Here is a 20,171-nt window from a genome sequence, read left to right on the forward strand (position 1 = left end):
GTAGAAATCTGAAGCGTATTTTGAAACAAACCCTTGCCTTTGATGTTTACGGAACGCTTATCGATACTTCGGGAGTCTACAAGACTTTAGAAAGAAGTATCGGTGCCGAAACCCCAAGTTTTATGGAAGTTTGGCGTAGCAAGCAATTGGAATATTCCTTTAGGAGAGGTATGATGAATACCTATGTAGATTTTGCTGTAGTCACCCGACAAGCCTTAGACTACTGTTGTTTGTATTTCAAAAAAGACCTAGCGGAGACTGAGATCAAAGACTTAATGAATGCTTACAAGGTGCTTCCGGCCTTTGCTGATGTGAAAGCAACCCTTCAAGACCTGCAAAAAGAAGACTATGCCAGCTTTGCCTTTTCAAATGGAAGTGCCCAAGCGGTAACTGCCCTCCTAGAACATACGGATATTATCAAGCTGTTTGACGGGCTTGTAAGTGTAGAAAAGACAAAAATGTTTAAACCCAACCCGCTCGTTTACCAACATTTTAATGAAAGCACCAATTCTGAAAAAGGAAATACATGGTTGATTTCTGGGAACCCATTTGATGTGATGGGTGCCCTTTCTTACGGAATGAAAGCAATTTGGGTAAAGCGATCTGATGAGGCCGTTTTTGACCCTTGGGAGATGGAACCCACTGCAGTCGTTAGCACCTTGACTAATTTGAAAACTATTTTGACAACATATCCGATGTAAGCTTAGGTGAAATGAGTTACAACGGTAGCTCCCAATTCTTCTATGACCTCTGCGGCGGGTCTTGAACCATACTTTAGATTTATAATTACATGGTTTACGCCATAGTTTTCCAACGCTTTTAAATGTTCGATGGCATAATCTGTTCCCGATTTAAATCCAAGGTGTATTCCTTGCGGGGAGGCAGTTTTACTTTCTTGTAAATCTATATACAAAGATTGCATATAGGGTTTCCAAGATTGACCAGTCAGTTCTAATGCATTACTCCAGTCTGTCAATGTTTGTTGTAAAAAGCTAAAGTTTCTGGGATAATACAACCATCCGTCGGAATGTTCGGCAATCCATTCTAGAGATTGACCTGAATGCCCAGTGACGAGCATTGGTGTTTGTTGACTGTATTTTGGTAGTAAATCAATACCTCCGTTTGTTTGTCCATAATAAGCTGATTGATAGCTGGGAAAATCTTTTTGCAAAGCCTTGATGTAGAAAAAACTATCTCTGAACAATTCTCCTTTCTTTTCGATTTTTTGGTTGAAAGCCGGGTATTCAATGGGGCGATCACCGGAGGCAGTACCGATAATTAACCTTCCACCAGACAATTTCTGCAAACTCAAAATCGACTTTGCCGTATGTACAGGATGCCGCAATGGAAGAATAATACTGCCTGTAGACAAGGCGATGCTTTTGGTATGATTCATTATATGCGCCATATAGATCCATGGGTCATACAACTGGCCGGCATCCCCAAAATTTGGATCATTGAAGGGTACATCTCTAAACCAGAGTGCCTTAAAACCGAGCTCCTCTGCACGTTTAGCCAAATCTTCCTGATTCGCCATAGAGGCTATTGAACCCTTGTACGATTCAATAGGAAATACCAGGCCCAAACTTAACTTACCTTTTTGTGCTATTTTATGTAGTTGCCGCATATAACTTAAAACTTGGAATTATTTTGCAAGTATATGCTCAGTTGTCGAGATTAAGTTTTCGATTTTTGATAAATTCTCGGTATCTGGATGCGCAGGAGCAAAAAAACCTTTTACCGTTCCCTTATCATTATCAAAGTACCGCCCTGAGCTATTTTCGTATTCTTCAGAAATGGCCAAATCGAATAAGATATTAGACCCTTTTTCTGCAGGTGACCAATGGTTTCCATAGGCTTCTTTAACCATTTTAGTATTTAGCAAAGAACCCGGATTGACGGCTATAACGACCATATCTGAACGAAGATGGGCCAAATTAAAACTCCACATGGTCAAGGCTAGCTTACTTTGTGCATATGCCTCTTGAGCTGAGAGTGCTACATTTCCCTTCAAGGCATCTAAGGATACTGGAGCTTGAGCTGCCGAACTCAAATTGATAATTCTGGGAGCTTTTCCTTTTGCAAGAACCGATAGCAATTTTTTGGTCAATACGAAAGGAGCCAAATAATTCACCACAAATCGAATATCGAAGCCATCAGCGGTACTTGGGGCATTACTTTTGAAGATTCCAGCATTATTGATAAGTATGTCAAGATTAGGCACTTCTTGCTTTATAGCATCTACCATCTGGTGAACGCTGTTCAAATCTGAGAAATCAGAGACAAAGCCTTGTATGTTTTTACTACCTGTCGCAGTCTTGATTTCTTTTATGGTTTCAGCAAGTTTTGCAGGGTTTCTCCCGTGCAAGATAACTTCGTAACCAGCTTCAGCAAATCGAAATGCGGCCATTTTTCCAATACCATCGGTACTTCCCGTGATTAAGATCGTTTTCATATGTTCATTTTCTAATAAAGGTAATGGTCTTAAAACACCTCAACGACATCATGCAATGCCCGTCTTGATTTTGGCTTTCGACTCGGTTGATTAAAATCTTCCGCGTCTCTGTGCCCTATCGCTACCGCTACTATGGTAGCATGGTCTGTATTGCTTAATATGGTATCGTAATTTTCAGGTTCGATTCCTTCCATAGGAGTGGCATCAATACCCATTTCAGCACAGGCGCTCAGTAAAACGCCTACTGACAAATATACTTGTCGATCAAACCATGATTTGATTTCGGTCTCTGGCAGTGGTTTGATAAATTCTTTGTAATAATTTACCGCGCCTTCGGGCAGTTCTTTTTCAATCTGTGCTTCAAAGACCTTCAAATCATTAACCCTGCTAAAAACTATTACGGTATCACAGTTTAGTACCTTTTCAGTATTTACCCAAGATACTTCCGAGAGTTTTTTTCTGACCTGAGCATCAGAAACGAATGTGAATTTCCATGGCTGGCTGTTGATCGAAGACGGACTCAATCGCAAAATCTCTTTCAATTCCTCAATTTTCTGATGTCCTATTTTCTTGGTAGCGTCATAGCTTTTAGTGGTATAACGATGTTGCATTGATTGTATAAAACTCATAAGAATACTATTTACTATATTTTTTATAGTTGCAAAACTAAATATAGTAATATACCTTTGCAATAACGGTCAAAAAGTATAGTAGCTTTTTTGGCAAAACTTTAGCTTATGTACGAAATAAATGGTAAGACCTACCCCTGTTGTACTAGTGTGACCATGGGCCTCATTGGCGGTAAGTGGAAAACCGTAATTTTATATCATTTGATGGAGGGTCCGCTACGCTATAGTGAATTACGTAGGAGTATGCATACTGTTACCGAACGTACCCTAAGTCTTCAATTAAAGAACTTGGAAGAAGATGGCATCGTAGCGCGAAAAGTCTATACTATTAAACCCCCATTAAAAGTGGAGTATTCCTTAACTAACTTGGGTAAAACCCTTATTCCCCTACTTATAGCCATAGCGGAATGGGGAGATCAAATAGTCGCAAAACAAGGTGCAATACCTAAAGTATAAAAAAAGCGGATTGGATAGTTATCCAACCCACTTTATCAATCCCATATCGGGGTACTCAATTCACGCTATAGCGATTCATCTTCATTGTTTTGCCATCAATCATTTGCGCATATGTCATAACTGATTCATCGGTCATAAACTTTTGCATGGAAGCCTCAGCATCAGCCATGGTCTTCCAACGTACCACCACAACTACCTCAGCTGTAGCTTCCGAAAAGCCACTTTCACGACTTATAAACCCAGGCTGAATGCTGGTGTAATTGGCTTCGATTTGAGCATCTGCAGCCCAAAAAATCTCCGCATTTACTGCTGCTGTGTATTTAAAAGTTGTTACTTCGATAACATAGGGTTCCATAGGTTCTGTTGTATATGTACCCGTCAAAACGAGCACATTGATTAAGAAAATAGCTACTAGTTTCATATAGCTGTACCTTAAAAATTGAACTTCCCGTTCGTATTCTTTCGTTCTGATTCTGGCGCTATCGGCTCGATAACATCCCAATGTTCTACAATTTTACCATCGGCAACCCGAAACAAATCGTAGTACGAAGTCGGAGCACCTCCAAAGGTACCTTCACTGATAGTAAGCACGAAGTTGCCTTCTCCCAATACTTTATGCGTGCTTGTATAAACCATTGAAATACCTTGTTTTGCCATTCCTTCCAATGCTTTACCTAGACCTGACAAACCATCAGCTACGGCAGGATTATGCTGTAAATAGGCTTCATCGGCGCCGCCAATAAAATTACCAACTTTGTCCATTTCACCTCTTACCAGAATCGTGGCTACAAAATCGCTTACCAATTGTTTGTTAGCTGCGGTCTTGTCGAGATCTGTTACCTCGGTAGGTCCATCAGTCTGTGTTCTCCCACTTGGGTTGGTGGGCGCCACAGCGATCAAATTATCCCAATGTTCAACGATTTTACCCGCTTCAAACTTAAAAACATCAAAACCGATTTTAGGTCCGAAAAAATCGTAGATGGTATGTGTAAACACATAATCATTATCTTCAAAGGCACGTACAACATTAGCCTTAAATCCGCCTTCGGGGGCATTTTGTAATACGGCTCCAAATCCTTCCAATCCATCGGCAACACCTAAATTATGTTGTATATACTTCTCAGGATTGATATACCCAATGGCACTTTGGTTTCCAGTTTCTAAGCTGCGTAAAACAGCTACCGCTTTTTCTTTATTCGATACTTCCATTTTTACTTCTTTTTGATTTTTAATAGGTACTTCTTCTTTATTTTGTGATTTACATGACAGCATAGAGACCGTCATGCCAATTGCGATAAGTGTATACTTCATTTTTTAGATTTTATGTTGGTACAAATCTAAATTGAACATAGACTGAAAGAAAGGTGAAAGTGAATTAAAAAAAGGTAAATATCGAACCTAAACCCCTATTTATAAGTATTTTTAAACTTATTTGGGGTTAATCCTGTCTTTTTCTTGAAGTACTTTACGAAATTAGTGGGCTCTTCAAAGCCCATATTAAAAGCCAATTCGGTACTCTTTACTGAGGAATTAATCAAACGTCTTTTCGCCTCTAGTACAATAAAGGCATCTATAAATTGCTTGGCGGTGCTATTGATAATTTCTTTGCAGATGCTATTCAAGTGTTTGTAGCTTATACCCATTTTATTTGCATAGAAATCGGCATTTCTACTCTGGATATATTGCTGTTCAACCAAGGATTTAAACTGCAAGAACTGGGCAAGTTTATCAGAATCTTTTATATGAAAGGTCTGAAATTTTTTTAGCTGTTCTAATTTTGAAAAAAGCACCGTAAAGAGCGCATCAATGGTATTCGCCTTGTTGAAAGTTTCTTTCTCATTGTAAAACTCAGCGAACAAAAGTTCAATATACTTCTTCACATTCGAATTGTCTGGTATTTGTATTTTTGGTGAAAACAAATGTGAATTGAATAAACGTACCACTTCGGTATTCGGTAGCTTGTTCAGTTGTTTTTTAAAATAGGCCTCCGTAAAAAGTATCAAATAACCTTGCACTTCTTCGTTAAAATCAAAGGCATTCACTTGTCCCTTTGATAAGTATAAAAGGGAATTTGGTTTGGCTTCATGCCAAACAAAATCGACCAAATGCTTGGTTTGCCCTGCCGTATAATAGGCCAAAGCGTAAAATTCAATTTGATGCGGCTTTTCAGGGTAATGGTTTAAACGCTCACGGCGCTGCATCAAGCTTTCCAGTGTTATAATCTCGATACCTTTGACCTCAAGGAAGTTAGACTCAAACTGTATTTTTGGTAGTTCATTTTTCATGAAGGGGGTTCGACTATCGGACTATGAAAAATACACTTTTATTCCTAATCTCCTGCAAACGTACTTCTAAAAATGAGCATGGTTAATGCTATCTACAATACTACCAAAATGGCGATTTCCGTAAAAACGAATAGTGTTTTTATTTTTGGGTTTGCTATATATTGTCTTAACAACTAAGTGCTAATACCGGGGCCCTTCAGCAGTACTCTGGTGACGGCAAAATCGGGTAAATCACATGGCTAGTTATGCTAGTAGCAGTACACCTGTTTTACCTATGACGGTAGGAAAAAAAGGTCCTTTTACTCTTGATGTTCACTATCAATGTACCGCGTTAGCGCTCGTAAAATTTTTAGGAACCGGTGCGCCGAATAATCGCATAACCTGTGCCCAACCCGAGTCGCAACTGTTCTATTCCTTATGACTAATACACATTAGCGTCTCTCCTGTGCTGATCGGTGGCGTGCTGGTTTTGTACAAAATAATACCGGCTTTCGGGGCCTTAATTTCAGCTAGTACTTTTCCGAACAAGTCCTTCACCACACCCACCAATTGGCCATTTTCTACATGATCACCTGCCTTGAAGTCGCTGTAAAAAATACCCGTTTCAGGAGACCGGATATACTCTTGGTTATTGAGGTATATTCGGGGCAGGTTGATTTCAGTACCATTGGAATACATACCCATTTTGTGGAGCATATTGTACACGCCTATTTTGATCAGTTTAACGGCTTCGGGCTGTACATTGCCCAATTTTCCTGCTTCAATACTTACCCCAGTTTTACCATCTTGCACGGCTTGCTTAAAGACATACTTGGCCGGGTCGCTATCTTTCAAAGTATAGGCATAGGATACGATATATTCAAATCCGCTGACCTCAGAGAGCTCTTTGGCGAGTTGGGTTTGTTCATGCTTTTGTTCGTTGTTGTAATAACAGATAAAGGGCAAGAGGTCTTCACTGGCATCACCGCCATGAATATCTAAGAACACATCAGTTTTCGGAATAATTTCGGAAGTAATCAAATGTGCAATTCGTTGGGTCACCGTTCCCTCCGCCCTTCCAGGAAAGGCGCCGTTTAAATTGACCCCATCGTTGGCATTCTTAAAGGGCGTGCGCGTAAAAAAAGAGTTCGTACTCGCAATCGGAATCACTATCAAGGTACCCATCAATTCTTCTGCTTTGATTTCTTGTAATAATTCTTGTACAGCGATGATAGGCGGATATTCATATCCGTGCACCCCTGCAACCATAGTAAAAACAGGACCTTGTTTTTTCCCCTTAACAATAGCAATTGGTAAGAACGTTTCATTACCCTGTGCATCTGTAAAGTCAATACGTAAGTTTTCGGTTGATGGCCATGTGCCCTCCGCGTATGCTGCTTCAAAAGTACTCTGGGCCACTAGGGTTAAGCTTGTAAGGAAAATCAAAAGGAGAACGATAATTTTTTGGAGTGGTTTATTAATCATATGTTATATAGGATATTGTCGGTCATATAGCCGCTTGAACATAAATTTTAGACTACAAATATGGGCAGAATGTCGGTATTCTTTGCACGATTTAAGATTTTATATAGGCGCTCTTATCGTTGAAAAATAAGCTCCTATTCAATAATAGATAGCATATCAATCGTTTTTTCCGTTTCTTTTTCGTCCCCAACTATCTTTAAGGTATGACTTCCAGGTGCCAAGTCTCGCTTTTCAAAGACTTTGACATAGTATTGCCCGTGCGTACTGGAATGGTCCTCAAGGCTAAACTTCCCATATGACTTTCCGTCTAATGTAATTGTTACCTTACCGCCATTCGGACTGCGATACGCATAGTATTGCACCGCCTTTCCAGTAAAGGTTAATTCGGCTTTGCAATTCGCATAGCCTCGCGTAAGATAGGCTCCTGAGGCATTCCAATTCTCATACCTGGTCTCGAAGCCCTGATAAATCCAACGTGGGTCATTGTCTTCAATGGTCACCCAGGGAACAACAGTTTCTGCTATATCGGCCTTCGTGACTGCTGTTGCCTTCAAGGGAATATGCCACATGTCGTTATCTACTTTACCGGGTATTGCCTCCAACACAATCTGATCTATGATTTGAATGCCCCCTTCTGCCATAGCTTCAAAAGTATCGACAGGATTCGGCATGTTATAACGTGTGCGTTCTATGTGATAGTTGGTGGAAAAATCTGTTTTATTGAAATGAGCCTCTAAGCCCTCGTAGCCATAAAGCAATCCTAATAAACCTCCCCAAGTGGCTGTAGGATTATCAGAATCCCAACCGCACATAGCGCCGATACGAATGGTCTTCTTGTAATCGCCTTCGCCATAAAACATACTCACCATAGATGCTGCAAAATTAATGCCGGCATCCCACGGGTATTTGTAGGTATAGTCTGCAGTCACGCTATGCTGATACCGTTGTGCTATTTCATCCCTTGTTTTTTCCCAATCATCTTTATCGGGGTTGGCCAAATAAGCTTCCTTTGCAAAATCATACATATCGGCGATATAAGACCAGTCGGGGATGCGCTTACGGGCTTGTTCGGCCATCCAGATGACCTGCTCTTTTCGAGATAGGTTCTTATCGACCACCGCTGCCAACGCATGCATAATGATATAAAACTGCGCCGCCCATTCGGAGTGCAGATAGGCCGTAGTTCGCACCGGAAGGTGACCGATATGCAAAGCTACATCAGGGCGCCCGGGAGCTAAGGCTCCAAATATTTCGGTGGTGAGCTGTGCATCAATCATGTCCCACATGGGGTTATTCTCAGGAAAAGAGGTCTCAGGGGGCACCGCCCCATTCTGCATCTGTCCTAAGGCCGATAGGTTGGAAACCCAAAGTAACGGTAGTCCGATATGGTCTTGCCAGGCGTTGCTGATTTGTTCGCCGCTAAGCATGTAATGACCGTTGGTTACCATAGCGTGCTGGTAGACATATTCGATGTCTGTATCATCATCAGCGCCCCAAGGGTCTTGGTCGAGCACATAGTCAAATTGTTCTGTGTCGAAATCTTGGTCGGTAAAAAAAGGAAAATCTGTACGCCTATTTTCAGTGGGCAAGCCTGTCCAATTGCCAATACAGCTGCCCAACCAAAATCCCATTAACTTGTCCTTGTAGGCCGTTCGGCTTAGAAGTAGTGTATCGGTGTGTATTGCCGATGAGATTTGGGCATAGCCTAATTGCAAACCTATTAGGTCAATCAAAAGCAGGACTAATATTCGCTTTACATTCATTTCCTTCAATTTATAAAAATTCCTAGTTATAGCTAGCGGAAACTATCTGAATCCGCAATCAAAGCTACCTCTAGTTGGGCAATCGGTTCATACGGTATGATTACGAAATTAAATAAATCAACTAACGAAATCTCGTAAATAAACGAATTTTCATAAGAACCTTATTGCAGGTATAACAGTTCAACCATTTGATTATCAATTCATTAAAAAGATTGGCAAAGGATATGCATACCCTATGTAAACTTTCAATAACGATCAAATATTTAATACCATGAAAACAACTATCCTAGCTACAGATAGTACAAAACAACTTTGGCTTTCGCTGCTACTTAGTATACTCTGTAGCTTTATTATCAATGCACAGGATGATAAAACTGCATATCAACAAAAAAAATTATTTAGTTCGAAAGAAGTGCTTCCTATTAAGTTGACTTATTCCAATAAGCATTTAAAATCAAAAACCACTGACAGTATCTATTTAAAAACAGATCTTTCTTATCAACAAGAGAATGGCACTTGGAAGACAGTAGCGGTTGATCTCAGGGCGCGCGGAAATTTTCGCAAAGCCAATTGCTACTATACCCCAGTCAAAATGAAAATCAAAAAGGTGAACGCTCTTGGAACCCTTTTTGAAGGAAACAAAAAACTAAAACTAGTGCTACCGTGTTTCTCATGCAAGGGTATGAATGATTTTGTAGCAAAGGAGTACTTGGCCTATAAGCTCTACGAAAAAATAGCTCCATATCATTTTAAAACAAGACTTGTTTCAATTGATTTTACTGAAATCAAAAAAAACAAAGTCGTGTCGCATACCTTGTTGGGCATATTGATAGAAGATATCAAAGAAGTCGCAGCGCGTCATAAAGGCCATGTTTTTAAAAGGCATATGCAGCCTATTACGCAGGATCCTGTTACTTCTGTTCAAAATTCTCTCTTTCAATTCATGATAGCAAATACTGATTATTCTACAACCTACCAACACAATCACAAACAACTATTTGCTGATAAAAAGATACTTCCAGTGCCCTATGATTTTGACATGAGTGGTTTCGTAGACACCGATTACGCAGTTGTTTCGAAAGTTCAAAACAAAAAATTGCCCATCGAAGATGTAACGGAAAGATACTACAAAGGATTTCTAAGAGACAAAGGCATATTTCAACGCGTACGTTCTGAGTTTTTGATCAACAAAGAAGCACTCTTTGCTATCTTGGATACACACAAACATCTCTTCAAAAACAAACGGGAATTCTTCAAATCTAGAGATTTTATTAGCTCTTTTTATCATATCATTGAAAACGACCGTAGGTTTGAAAATAATATTTTTGAGAAGGCAAGAACCGTTCGAACCAAAAAAGCTACTTCAAAATAATGTGCTATTATACTTATAACTAGGTACTGGTGTTATCACTATTCTAGGATCCTTGTCCGGTTTTAAGATATCTCTTTGCCAGGTTGATCGGCTTAATTTGTAACTACATAAACATAACCCCAATGCGTATTGCATTGGGGTTTTTAGTTTATAGTAACTTTAACCGAAAAAGGGTTCTTGCCGGGTCGACTGTCCTCTCTGTGACATTTCGACTATACAGCTCGCACTATGCCTCCAAGGCCTTTTTGACCATTACTTTGGCCAAATGGGCGCGGTATTCCTCATCAGCGAAATGGTCGCTCATCAAATCGTCGATACCTTCTACAGCGTGGTCGGCGGCATCTGAACTGCCAGAATAAGCCTCTTCTACGGCGGTGGCGCGGTAGGGCGTTCCGGAGACGCCGGTGACGCCTACTTTGACACTATCACCTTCTTTGACAGCTGCTACGCCTACAACTGCAAAGCGTGAGGCAGATTGAAAGAATTTTTGGTAATTGCCGTTGGCTACTTTGGGAAAACGAATTGCTGTTATGATTTCATCTTCGGTCAAGGCCGTGGTAAAGATTCCTAAAAAGAATTCGGTTGCCGGAATGCTTCGTGTGCCTCCTTTACCTTCTACTTCTATCTTGGCATCACATGCCAAAACCACCGCAGGGTAATCGGCTGCCGGATCGGCATGGGCTAAACTTCCACCAATGGTACCGCGATTGCGCACTTGTATGTCGCCAATGTGCTTCGCGGTGGAGGCAAGAATATTCAGGTCTGAGTTAATTAAATCAGAATTTACAATGTCGGCATGGGTACAATTCGCACCCACAACGATTTCATCACCATCTTCAGTAATGGAATTCATGCCAGATATACCACTGATATCGATCAGCACTTCAGGCCGACTCAATCGTAATTTCATCGCAGGAATCAAACTATGCCCCCCTGATAGCAATTTTGCTTCATCGCCGTGCTTGTCAAGCAAGCCAATCGCTTCACTAACGGAAGACGCCTTTATATAATCAAATTTTGCTGGTATCATTTTCTTGTGCTTTAAAATTAGTTTTGCATAGCTTTCCAAACTCGTCTAGGGGTGACAGGCATTTGAATGTCAGTAACTCCCAAATGTGATAGCGCATCTACCACGGCATTCACAACCGCTGGTGTGGAGCCAATGGCTCCGGCCTCCCCTGCTCCTTTTACTCCTAGAGGATTATGCGGACAAGGGGTTGTAGTTCTATCGGTTTCTATATTGGGTACATCATCGGCGCGAGGCATGGCATAATCCATATACGATCCTGTGACCATTTGGCCCTCTCCGTCATAAATTACTTCTTCCAATAAGGCTTGACCTACTCCTTGTACAACGCCACCGTGAATTTGACCATCTACAATCATCGGGTTCATCACGTTCCCTACATCATCGCAGGCAACAAAACGTTGCAGGTCTACTTTTCCAGTATCAGGGCATACCTCAACCACAGCAATGTGCGTTCCGAAAGGATAGGTGAAATTTGTTGGGTCATAGAAACTTGAAAAATCTAAACCGGGTTCGACACCTTCAGGATAGTCATGAGGTACATAGGCAGTCAAAGAAACATCTCCAAAAGAAATGGATTTATCTGTACCTTTTACCGTCCATTTGCCTTCCGCATATTCCAAATCTTCTTCGGCGGCTTCCAGTTTATGAGCAGCTATTTTTGCTCCTTTTTCCAAAACTTTTTCAATACTTTTTATAATCGCACTTCCACCAACGGCTAGACTTCTAGAACCGTAAGTCCCCATTCCAAAAGCAACTTGATCGGTATCACCGTGAACGATATCCACATCGTCCATAGGTATTCCTAATTTATCGGCTACAAATTGTGCAAATACTGTTTCATGTCCCTGCCCATGCGAGTGTGCTCCTGTAAATACGGATACTTTTCCTGTAGGTTGCACCCTTACATGACCTACTTCATAAAGTCCGGCACGAGCACCTAAAGAACCAACTACCGCTGAAGGAGCAATTCCACACCCCTCGATATAGGTTGATATTCCAACGCCTAATAATTTTCCATTTTTACGGGCCTCAGCCTGCTCCTTTCTGAAATCCTCATAACCCAACATCTCGAGTCCGCGTTTTAAAACACCCTCATAATTTCCACTATCATATTGTAAAGCAACCTGAGTTTGATAGCCGGGTTCAGAAGTTCCATTAAATGGGGGGATAAAGTTTTTATATCGAATTTCGGCAGGATCTATATTCATCTCCTTGGCAGCTTTCGAAATGATCCGCTCTAAAAGATAAGTGGCTTCTGGTCTTCCTGCTCCCCGATAGGCATCAACGGCAACCGTATGCGTAAAAGGTGCTATCACATTCAAATGAATCAACGGAGTCGTATACACTCCCTGAAAAAGTGTTCCGTGCAAATAAGTGGGAACGGCCGGCGCAAAGGTCGACAAATACGCTCCCATCGCGCAGTATTCATCTGTAAGATGCGCAACAATTTTACCGTCTTTATCGAATCCCATTTTAGAATGTACAATATGATCTCGCCCATGGGCATCGGTCAAAAAGGCTTCAGTTCTGTCTGATGTCCATTTTACTGGCCTTCCAATTTCTTTAGATACCCAAGTCAAAAGCGCCTCCTCTGTGTAATGATATATCTTACTTCCGAATCCGCCACCAACATCATAAGAAAGTACACGGACTTTATGTTCTGGAATTCCCAAGACGAAAGCACAGAGCAATAAGCGAATCAAATGCGGATTCTGTGTACTTGTGTATAAGGTCCATTTGTCGGCATTTACATCATAATCTGAAATATAGCTTCTTGGTTCGATTGCATTTGGTGCCAAACGGTGATTCTTATAGGTCATCTCAGTAACGTGATGCGCATTCTCCAAAGCAGCCTCAACCTCGGCACGATCGTTACCAATGCACCAATCAAAAGCCGCATTGTCATCCCATTGGTCATGCACTTTTGGTGCACCGGCTTCCATGGCCTTTTTAGGGCAGGTAACTGCCGGTAGCGCTTCGTATTTTACGTCAACCAATTCGGCAGCGTCGCGCGCGAGTTCTAAGGTTTCGGCAATTACAATAGCAACCGCTTCACCAACATGTAGTATTTTGTCTTTCGCCAAAAGTGGGTGCAAAGGTTCACGCATCGTTTCCCCGTTTTTGAAATCCACCTGCCATCCGCAAGGAACTCCGAAGGTTCCACAAGCATCGCTTCCGGTGTACACCGCTACCACACCTTCAGCCTTCTCGGCTTCTGATGTATCAACACTTAAGATTTTTGCATGAGCGTACGGACTGCGTACAAAAGCGGAATGGGTCATTCCCATCAGCTTGATATCATCCGTATATTTTCCTGCGCCTTTAAGAAATCGGTTATCTTCTCGTCTTTTAATCGGTTTTCCTATAAATGTTTCCATAGCTTATGCATTTATTTTTTCAGCGGCATGCTGTATCGATTTGACAATATTGTGATAGCCTGTACAACGACAGAAGTTGCCTTCGAGTCCGTGCCTGATTTCCTCCTCGGTCGGATTCGGGTTGTTCTTCAGAATGTCGGCAGCAGTCATTACCATACCAGGAGTACAGAAACCGCATTGCAGTCCGTGATTGTCTTTAAAGGCCTCCTGAATCGGATGCATTTCGCTTCCGCTGGCCATGCCTTCGATGGTTGTGATTTCAGCACCATCAACTTGAACGGCCAGTAAGGTACATGCCTTTGCCGCAGCACCATCTACGGTAACCGTACAGGCACCGCATCCACTGGTGTCACAACCGATATGCGTTCCAGTTAGGTTTAAGTTCTCTCGTAAATATTGGGCCAAACTAATACGCGGCTCAATATCATGGGAGTATTCTTTCCCATTAATTGTCATTGAAATTTGCATATATATTACGATTTAATGTTCTCTAAGATTTTGAAAAGCGATGGAAAGACATGATTTCAATCGGACAATCAAGATAAAAAGAAGAAATGATAATCCCCAACTATTTTAGGAAGAAAATTAACATATCACCAATTAATTGACACTTTGTTTAAGTAATATTAAAATTGAACTCACCTAGACCATGTATTTGGCAATTTTCGTTTGCCGCGAAGTTGCTGTAAAGCTTGTTTTAGACTTTCCAAATTATGTGCCGATGCAAGCACATCAATGTAAGGTAAGGCGGTTTTCATACCAAGAGCCTCAGGAGCAAAATCAGGACTGCCCGCCAAGGGGTTCAACCAAATGACTTTCTTTGATTTCTTGTATATGGTTTTCATGGCCGTTCTCATTACCTCTGGTTCCCCAGTATCCCAACCATCGGATAGCATCAAAACGATTGTTTTTTTATCTAACATGCTGTGACCATAGTTGTGAGTGAAGTCTTGCAGGCACGAACCAATGGTTGTACCCCCCGACCAATGTGGTACACGTTCTGAAATGGTTTTAAAAGCTTTCTCAACCTCATTAGTATCCAAAATTTCACTAACCCTATGAAGGGCTGTACTGAACACCAAGGTTTCTATGTTGTCATAAGCATTTTGAAAAGCATAAATCAAATGAATAAAAAAGCGACTGTACAGCTCCATGGAGCGGCTTACATCACAGAGCAACACCAATTTTAGTTTTCGATCTTTCCTTTCTGAGAACTGCAACTGCTGAATTTCACCTCCTTTACGCATATTCGTGCGCATCGTTTGTTTTAAGTCTAAATGCTGATACCGTTTAGATTTTTTTCGAAGCCGGCTTTTCTGATGTGCCATTTTTCTAGCTAGCTTTCGTAGCACCCGCATCATCAATCGCATTTCATCTTCACTTAAATCGAGAAAGTTCTTTTTAGTCAAAACTTCTAAATCACTAAAGGCAGCTACTTCTTTCTGTTCGTCGGAGGGAGTTAAATTCAACCAATCTTTTAGTGCATCAAATTGAGCGGCTTTGGTTTTTTTTTCGGGTTGTTTCTTTTCTTCGGGGAGTTCTTTGACTTTGGAATCGCTTGCTTTTTTTAGTTGATCTTTGAACTCTTGATAATACTCATCAAATTTGGTCCGTTGAAATTGGCTTTTGGTCAATACTGAACGCAGCGCTTCTTTGAAGTACTCCTCGGAATGTATAGGAAGAAATGAAATTGCCCTGAGCGCATCTGATTCTTCGAGGGTGCTTAACTTATAACCCTTCTTCCTTAAGAACCTACACAACAATACAACATTGGCTGACAGCTCTGTTTGGTGTGCAATGGTTGAAGGCATAGTTATACTTTGCTTTTAAATTATCAGTTACGAACATCCAAGCCGTACTAACTTATTCGAGAGGTAACCCTTGTTCGCTCAAGCAACTCAGAAAGTGAATCTTGAGTATGGCGCATATCTTGCCAATCCTTTAAAACAACCCCCAAGGTTTCTTCAACTATTTGTTCCTCTAAGTGTTCTAAGTGCATACTAGCTAATGCTCTAGCCCAGTCAATGGTCTCTGAAATTCCCGGTGTTTTTTCCAGTTTTAACTCGCGAAGTTCTTTCATAAAACTGCAAATTTGTACACCAAGTTTTTGGTCGATTTCAGGTACTTTAGACTTTACAATTGCCAATTCTTTTTCAAATGTCGGATAATCAATCCACAGATATAGACACCTTCTGCGTAAGGCTTCAGATAGTTCTCTAGTGCGATTTCCAGTCAATATAATTTGAGGTTTGTTTGTTGCTTTTATAGTTCCTATTTCGGGTATGGTTACTTGCCAGTCAGAAAGTACTTCCAACAAAAAACTTTCAAATTCTTCATCAGCTCGGTCGATTTCATCAATCAATAATACCGTTTTATCAGCGTGCGTAATTGCGTTCAGCACAGGTCGCTTTAAAAGAAACTTATCGGAGAAAATAGTTTCTTCAAGGTCTTTGATAGCTTCGCCCTTACCTTCCTGCATCTTTAGATATAGCAATTGATGTTGGTAATTCCATTCGTATAGGGCATGCGTACTATCCAATCCTTCATAACATTGTAACCGAATTAATTCTGTCTTCAAAGCCTTAGCCACCACCTTGGCAATTTCCGTTTTACCTACACCTGCAGGACCCTCCACCAACAAAGGTTTCTCCAATTTCATTGCCAGAAATATCGACATGGCAATAGCGCCATCATCGATATAGCCTTGTTCTTGGAGCATTTTTTTAATTTGAGAAAGTTCTTCGCTCTTCATACAGTATGCATTATTCCTAAGCGATTAAGATACCTAAATTCAGCTGTTACAACAAGTTTTGTATTCTAAATTGGTATATTTCCTTCTCATAGAATTCACAGAAAATAATAGCCAATGAGTTGGATAAAAACAATCGATTTCGATAAAGCCGAAGGAAAGCTGAAAAGTCTATACAAAAGAGTAAAAGGGCCTAATAACAATATAGATAATGTATTAAAGATCCATAGCCTTCGCCCGCATACGCTTGAAGGCCATATGTTTTTATACAAGGCTGTATTACACCATTCAGGAAACACTTTACCCAAATGGTACTTAGAAGCTTTGGGTTGCTATGTAAGCTACCTCAATAATTGCGAGTATTGCTTGGAACATCATTTTGCGGGACTCAAGCGGCTTTTAAACAATGATCTGAGGTCAAACCAATTTTTGGATGCCCTAAAAAATGATGAGTTAAACGCCTTCTTTACCTCGAAATTTGGCAGTGGTGTGGCTTATACTAAAAAGCTGACCTTGAATGTTCAAGAGATCAAAGAAGAAGATTTTACCGCGCTCACCAAATCAGGATTCTCTCAGGGCGAAATACTTGAAATTAATCAAGTTGTCAGTTATTTTAATTATGTAAATCGCAGTGTAGTTGGTTTGGGTGCTTGTACCAAGGGAGATATTTTAGGGCTCTCCCCTAACCAAAACGATGACCCTAATAATTGGGGGCATTCATAGATTAGTTTTACAGATTATCTAATTGATTGCTACTCTTATCATCACTAATGGTCCAAAAGAAACCTACTACAAAGAAGGCATCAGCGGTAGGTCGTATCGCACGGCGGTCAAAGACACCATCCATATTGGGTGTATTGGCGTATTGATAGCCATTGACGTTTTTAAATCCTGTGACGTTACTCACGGAGAAGAAAAGTATTTTTTGTTGAGAAATCAAATAGGCCCAGTTAACGTTAAGACTGTTGAAAGACTTTGTTTTTTCGGCCAAAAATTCTGGTGTGTTGGGGTTGTTATACGGTCTGCCCGAACCGTAGTTATAAGAAACCCCAATCTGTGAGCGCCAGTCATTAACCCAATATTTAGTCACCAGTGAAAGGCTATGCTCAGGTGCGAAATTCGGAGTTGCTCTTTCTGAGAAATTACGGAAGTTTCTCTCGGTGTTCAAGTACGAATACGAAGCCCAATAATCCAAGTTCTTAATACTCTTGTTATCACGCCAAAAGAAGTCGATTCCTGCAGCATAGCCACTTCCCAAATTGTTGAAAAGTGAATTAAACTGTGGCATCTCAGTATCGAATTTTACAAGTTCATCATAGTCTTTGTAATAAGCCTCCGCACGAAATGTTTTGCCATCTGATAAATATTGATAGTTCAATATATAGTGTGAGGTTTTTTCAAAATCAAGACTTCTATCAAACTTTAAAGATTCCGCCAGGGGATTCTGATAAAAATCACCGTATGCTAAAGAGAACTGTCCCTTATCGCTACTCTTATAGGCCAACGATATGCGTGGAGCAATATTCGAATCTTTTAGAAAACTTGAATACTCTCCGCGAACACCAAGTTTCATAGCAAACTTGTTGCTAAAGAATATATCCGCTTCGGCGAAGGCAGCACTCAGAGTATCATCAAAACCCGTATCAAATGATAAACCATCTGGTGACACAAAAGTATCTTTGTAATCGGTAATGAAGTGTTCGATGCCAAAATTCAGTTGAAATCGGTTGTTGAAGTTCTTTTTTACTTTCAATTTCAAGTGACCGGCCGTTTCATTAGTTTCGATATCATTAACATCAAACTTAATATCATTTCGATCTGAAGAAATACTCGCTCCGGCCGTCATTGTCCATTCTTTGTCAAAAAAGTGCTTGTATGAAGTATTTGCATACAAATTGCTATTCTTCAGACCGAAATTGACAAAGTCATCAAAATTGATATCCTCCTGGTCTAAATCGAGTTTGGCTTGATTGAATCCCGTATAAAGTTTAAACATACCCTTGTCAGTCTTGTTTCTGTATACCGCTTCTCCAGAAAAGGACTCATAGGGTTTGTTCCAGCGTGCGCCCTGTTCATTTGGAATGAGCCACTGATAGGGTGCCAGATTGATGTATTGTACATTGACGCTTAGCGATTGATTATCCCAAATTTCAGTTCGACCAAGTCCTGCACCTACTGAAAGTACAGAAATATCAGTCTTCTCTTGATCAGGTTCATCTGTGGTATTTAGTAGCAAGACACTCGAAAGTGCCTGACCGTATTCAGCGGAGTAGCCACCCGTACTAAAGGTGATTCCCTTAAATAAAAAAGGTGAAAAGCGACCTCGGGTCGGAATATTATTTGCTGTTGCATTGAAGGGTTGGAATACGCGGAGTCCGTCAATAAATACCTGTGTCTCCCCTGCTTGGCCACCACGAACAAACAAACGGCCATCTTCACTAACGGTTGATGTTCCAGGTAGGGTTTGTAAGGCCCCAACAAAATCTCCCGCTGCGCCCGCAGTAGTAACAATGTCTAGCGGTTTCAATACAGATACCTTGCTGTTATCTCCCGCTTGAAAGCTTCCAGCGGTTAAGGTAACCCCTGTAAGCTGATTGATGGCTTCCAGCAATTCAATTTTTAAATCCTTGAAATAAGAAACGTCGCCTGCTTGCATATAGGTATCATAGGATATCATAGAGACAATGAGGTTCTGTGTTCCTGTTTCAGAAGTTTCAAAACTGAACTTTCCGTTTTGATCAGAAGAGGCACCATCATAGGTGCCTTCCAAATAAATGTTTGCCCCTTCAATTGCGTTGCCCTTGCCGTCTATGACCGTTCCAGAGATGGTATTTTGTGCAAAGTTTATAAAAGTAAAAAATAGAAATGTGATGGTTAAAATTTGTCTTCTCATGATTGTTCGTTGTTTGATGCAGCAAAAATGACAACTAAATCAGCAGTGAAGAAAACGATATTACCGAACTGTAAATTTTAGGGACTGAATTGCAATCACAAAATCAATTTACAGTTCAGGGTCAAAAAACAACAACTCGGTAATATGTATTTAAAAACCTTAACGGGGTATCGCACCTTTGAGGCATCAATAACGAGTTAAACAATTAATCAACAGATTCTTGTTTTCACAGGAATAAACTTAAAAATTATTTATCATGAAAAAATTAGGCCTTTTTATTTCAGCACTATGCATTGGTTTTACAGCCATGGCACAAGACAACGATGGTGTTACTATCAAAGTGACTATTGAAAATGTACTTGCAGACGGTGGTACTATTTTAGGAGGTTTGCATACTGCAGACACCTTTATGAAAGGAATGGGAGTAGTGAATGCTATGGCACCAGCCAAAGCCGGTGAGGTGATACTAACATTTGAAAATGTAACTCCTGGTACTTTCGCCATTATGGTAATGCACGATGCCAACGACAACAAACAAATGGATATGGATGCCAATGGGATGCCACAAGAAAGTTATGGCACTTCTGGAGAAATGAACCTTTACGGTCCGCCAAGCTTTGAAACTTCAAAGTTCGAAGTCTCCGATGAAGATCAAGAAATTAGAATACGGTTTTAGATCTCAAAGCATCAATCCGAG

At 40.7% G+C, this 20,171-nt stretch carries 19 protein-coding genes; 5 read left to right on the forward strand and 14 right to left on the reverse strand.

Annotated elements, in window-relative coordinates:
• Positions 1–20 precede the first annotated feature (20 nt).
• Complete coding sequence (locus ABJN95_RS14820) at positions 21–701, forward strand: haloacid dehalogenase type II (RefSeq protein ID WP_348371333.1); 681 nt, start codon at positions 21–23, stop codon at positions 699–701.
• A gap of 2 nt (positions 702–703) precedes the next feature.
• Here ABJN95_RS14820 and ABJN95_RS14825 read toward each other — a convergent pair whose 3' ends face one another.
• The 3 genes from ABJN95_RS14825 to ABJN95_RS14835 are packed head-to-tail and all read right to left on the reverse strand — an operon-like array spanning position 704 to position 3,084.
• Positions 704–1,627 (reverse strand): LLM class oxidoreductase, encoded by a 924-nt coding sequence (locus ABJN95_RS14825; protein ID WP_348371335.1) that lies wholly within the window; start codon positions 1,625–1,627, stop codon positions 704–706.
• A gap of 18 nt (positions 1,628–1,645) precedes the next feature.
• A complete protein-coding gene (locus ABJN95_RS14830) occupies positions 1,646–2,455 on the reverse strand; it encodes an SDR family NAD(P)-dependent oxidoreductase (RefSeq protein WP_348371337.1) in 810 nt (269 codons plus the stop codon).
• A 29-nt stretch (positions 2,456–2,484) separates the two neighbouring features.
• Positions 2,485–3,084, reverse strand: a complete 600-nt coding sequence (locus ABJN95_RS14835) for an NAD(P)H-dependent oxidoreductase (RefSeq protein ID WP_348371339.1) — start codon at positions 3,082–3,084, stop codon at positions 2,485–2,487.
• A gap of 108 nt (positions 3,085–3,192) precedes the next feature.
• Here ABJN95_RS14835 and ABJN95_RS14840 point away from each other — a divergent pair, with 108 nt between their 5' ends.
• Entirely contained in the window at positions 3,193–3,540 is a 348-nt protein-coding gene (locus ABJN95_RS14840) for a helix-turn-helix domain-containing protein (protein WP_348371341.1), read from the forward strand.
• Positions 3,541–3,595: 55 nt separating this feature from the next.
• On the opposite strand, the gene ABJN95_RS14845 is transcribed toward ABJN95_RS14840, so the two are convergent.
• The 5 genes from ABJN95_RS14845 to ABJN95_RS14865 form a co-directional block, all read right to left on the reverse strand.
• Entirely contained in the window at positions 3,596–3,961 is a 366-nt protein-coding gene (locus ABJN95_RS14845; RefSeq protein ID WP_348371343.1) for a hypothetical protein, read from the reverse strand.
• Between the two features lie 11 nt (positions 3,962–3,972).
• Positions 3,973–4,851 (reverse strand): nuclear transport factor 2 family protein, encoded by an 879-nt coding sequence (locus tag ABJN95_RS14850; RefSeq protein WP_348371345.1) that lies wholly within the window; start codon positions 4,849–4,851, stop codon positions 3,973–3,975.
• 95 nt (positions 4,852–4,946) lie between these two features.
• Complete coding sequence (locus ABJN95_RS14855) at positions 4,947–5,825, reverse strand: helix-turn-helix domain-containing protein (RefSeq protein ID WP_348371347.1); 879 nt, start codon at positions 5,823–5,825, stop codon at positions 4,947–4,949.
• A 408-nt stretch (positions 5,826–6,233) separates the two neighbouring features.
• A complete protein-coding gene (locus ABJN95_RS14860; protein ID WP_348371348.1) occupies positions 6,234–7,289 on the reverse strand; it encodes a succinylglutamate desuccinylase/aspartoacylase family protein in 1,056 nt (351 codons plus the stop codon).
• A gap of 134 nt (positions 7,290–7,423) precedes the next feature.
• Positions 7,424–9,052, reverse strand: coding sequence for an ADP-ribosylglycohydrolase family protein (locus tag ABJN95_RS14865; RefSeq protein WP_348371350.1), 1,629 nt, complete (start codon positions 9,050–9,052; stop codon positions 7,424–7,426).
• A gap of 271 nt (positions 9,053–9,323) precedes the next feature.
• On the opposite strand from ABJN95_RS14865, the gene ABJN95_RS14870 reads away from it, so the two are divergent.
• A complete protein-coding gene (locus ABJN95_RS14870) occupies positions 9,324–10,424 on the forward strand; it encodes a hypothetical protein (protein WP_348371351.1) in 1,101 nt (366 codons plus the stop codon).
• 226 nt (positions 10,425–10,650) lie between these two features.
• Here the strand turns inward: ABJN95_RS14870 and ABJN95_RS14875 are convergent, their stop codons facing one another.
• The 5 genes from ABJN95_RS14875 to ABJN95_RS14895 all read right to left on the reverse strand — a co-directional run bounded on the left by ABJN95_RS14875 (position 10,651) and on the right by ABJN95_RS14895 (position 16,584).
• Positions 10,651–11,454 carry a xanthine dehydrogenase family protein subunit M gene (locus ABJN95_RS14875; protein ID WP_348371353.1) on the reverse strand — a complete coding sequence of 268 codons (804 nt, stop codon included), beginning with the start codon at positions 11,452–11,454 and terminating at the stop codon, positions 10,651–10,653.
• A 17-nt stretch (positions 11,455–11,471) separates the two neighbouring features.
• Positions 11,472–13,832 (reverse strand): xanthine dehydrogenase family protein molybdopterin-binding subunit, encoded by a 2,361-nt coding sequence (locus ABJN95_RS14880; RefSeq protein ID WP_348371355.1) that lies wholly within the window; start codon positions 13,830–13,832, stop codon positions 11,472–11,474.
• A gap of 3 nt (positions 13,833–13,835) precedes the next feature.
• The gene (locus ABJN95_RS14885; protein WP_348371356.1) at positions 13,836–14,300 is read right to left on the reverse strand and encodes a (2Fe-2S)-binding protein; all 465 of its coding nucleotides are present in this window, start codon (positions 14,298–14,300) and stop codon (positions 13,836–13,838) included.
• A gap of 170 nt (positions 14,301–14,470) precedes the next feature.
• A complete protein-coding gene (locus tag ABJN95_RS14890) occupies positions 14,471–15,643 on the reverse strand; it encodes a VWA domain-containing protein (RefSeq protein WP_348371357.1) in 1,173 nt (390 codons plus the stop codon).
• A 47-nt stretch (positions 15,644–15,690) separates the two neighbouring features.
• Positions 15,691–16,584 (reverse strand): MoxR family ATPase, encoded by an 894-nt coding sequence (locus ABJN95_RS14895; protein WP_348371359.1) that lies wholly within the window; start codon positions 16,582–16,584, stop codon positions 15,691–15,693.
• A gap of 114 nt (positions 16,585–16,698) precedes the next feature.
• Here ABJN95_RS14895 and ABJN95_RS14900 point away from each other — a divergent pair, with 114 nt between their 5' ends.
• Positions 16,699–17,304 (forward strand): alkylhydroperoxidase, encoded by a 606-nt coding sequence (locus tag ABJN95_RS14900; RefSeq protein ID WP_348371361.1) that lies wholly within the window; start codon positions 16,699–16,701, stop codon positions 17,302–17,304.
• A gap of 7 nt (positions 17,305–17,311) precedes the next feature.
• On the opposite strand, the gene ABJN95_RS14905 is transcribed toward ABJN95_RS14900, so the two are convergent.
• Positions 17,312–19,474: a TonB-dependent receptor gene (locus tag ABJN95_RS14905; RefSeq protein ID WP_348371362.1), complete on the reverse strand. Its 2,163-nt coding sequence runs from the start codon at positions 19,472–19,474 to the stop codon at positions 17,312–17,314.
• A gap of 256 nt (positions 19,475–19,730) precedes the next feature.
• On the opposite strand from ABJN95_RS14905, the gene ABJN95_RS14910 reads away from it, so the two are divergent.
• Positions 19,731–20,150, forward strand: coding sequence for a DUF2141 domain-containing protein (locus ABJN95_RS14910; RefSeq protein ID WP_348371364.1), 420 nt, complete (start codon positions 19,731–19,733; stop codon positions 20,148–20,150).
• The last annotated feature ends 21 nt before the right edge of the window (positions 20,151–20,171 follow it).

This window comes from Maribacter sp., assembly GCF_039974175.1.
Classification (GTDB): Bacteria; Bacteroidota; Bacteroidia; order Flavobacteriales; family Flavobacteriaceae; genus Maribacter_C.

Excerpts from the sequence above, each read along its gene's own strand:
- ABJN95_RS14885 (WP_348371356.1), bottom strand. The coding sequence starts at position 14,300 with ATGCAAATTTCAATGACAATTAATGGGAAAGAATACTCCCATGATATT.
- ABJN95_RS14855 (WP_348371347.1), bottom strand. The coding sequence starts at position 5,825 with ATGAAAAATGAACTACCAAAAATACAGTTTGAGTCTAACTTCCTTGAG.
- ABJN95_RS14890 (WP_348371357.1), bottom strand. The coding sequence starts at position 15,643 with ATGCCTTCAACCATTGCACACCAAACAGAGCTGTCAGCCAATGTTGTA.
- ABJN95_RS14865 (WP_348371350.1), bottom strand. The coding sequence starts at position 9,052 with ATGAATGTAAAGCGAATATTAGTCCTGCTTTTGATTGACCTAATAGGT.
- ABJN95_RS14875 (WP_348371353.1), bottom strand. The coding sequence starts at position 11,454 with ATGATACCAGCAAAATTTGATTATATAAAGGCGTCTTCCGTTAGTGAA.
- ABJN95_RS14845 (WP_348371343.1), bottom strand. The coding sequence starts at position 3,961 with ATGAAACTAGTAGCTATTTTCTTAATCAATGTGCTCGTTTTGACGGGT.
- ABJN95_RS14895 (WP_348371359.1), bottom strand. The coding sequence starts at position 16,584 with ATGAAGAGCGAAGAACTTTCTCAAATTAAAAAAATGCTCCAAGAACAA.
- ABJN95_RS14835 (WP_348371339.1), bottom strand. The coding sequence starts at position 3,084 with ATGAGTTTTATACAATCAATGCAACATCGTTATACCACTAAAAGCTAT.
- ABJN95_RS14840 (WP_348371341.1), top strand. The coding sequence starts at position 3,193 with ATGTACGAAATAAATGGTAAGACCTACCCCTGTTGTACTAGTGTGACC.
- ABJN95_RS14850 (WP_348371345.1), bottom strand. The coding sequence starts at position 4,851 with ATGAAGTATACACTTATCGCAATTGGCATGACGGTCTCTATGCTGTCA.
- ABJN95_RS14870 (WP_348371351.1), top strand. The coding sequence starts at position 9,324 with ATGAAAACAACTATCCTAGCTACAGATAGTACAAAACAACTTTGGCTT.
- ABJN95_RS14900 (WP_348371361.1), top strand. The coding sequence starts at position 16,699 with ATGAGTTGGATAAAAACAATCGATTTCGATAAAGCCGAAGGAAAGCTG.
- ABJN95_RS14910 (WP_348371364.1), top strand. The coding sequence starts at position 19,731 with ATGAAAAAATTAGGCCTTTTTATTTCAGCACTATGCATTGGTTTTACA.
- ABJN95_RS14825 (WP_348371335.1), bottom strand. The coding sequence starts at position 1,627 with ATGCGGCAACTACATAAAATAGCACAAAAAGGTAAGTTAAGTTTGGGC.
- ABJN95_RS14830 (WP_348371337.1), bottom strand. The coding sequence starts at position 2,455 with ATGAAAACGATCTTAATCACGGGAAGTACCGATGGTATTGGAAAAATG.
- ABJN95_RS14880 (WP_348371355.1), bottom strand. The coding sequence starts at position 13,832 with ATGGAAACATTTATAGGAAAACCGATTAAAAGACGAGAAGATAACCGA.
- ABJN95_RS14905 (WP_348371362.1), bottom strand. The coding sequence starts at position 19,474 with ATGAGAAGACAAATTTTAACCATCACATTTCTATTTTTTACTTTTATA.
- ABJN95_RS14860 (WP_348371348.1), bottom strand. The coding sequence starts at position 7,289 with ATGATTAATAAACCACTCCAAAAAATTATCGTTCTCCTTTTGATTTTC.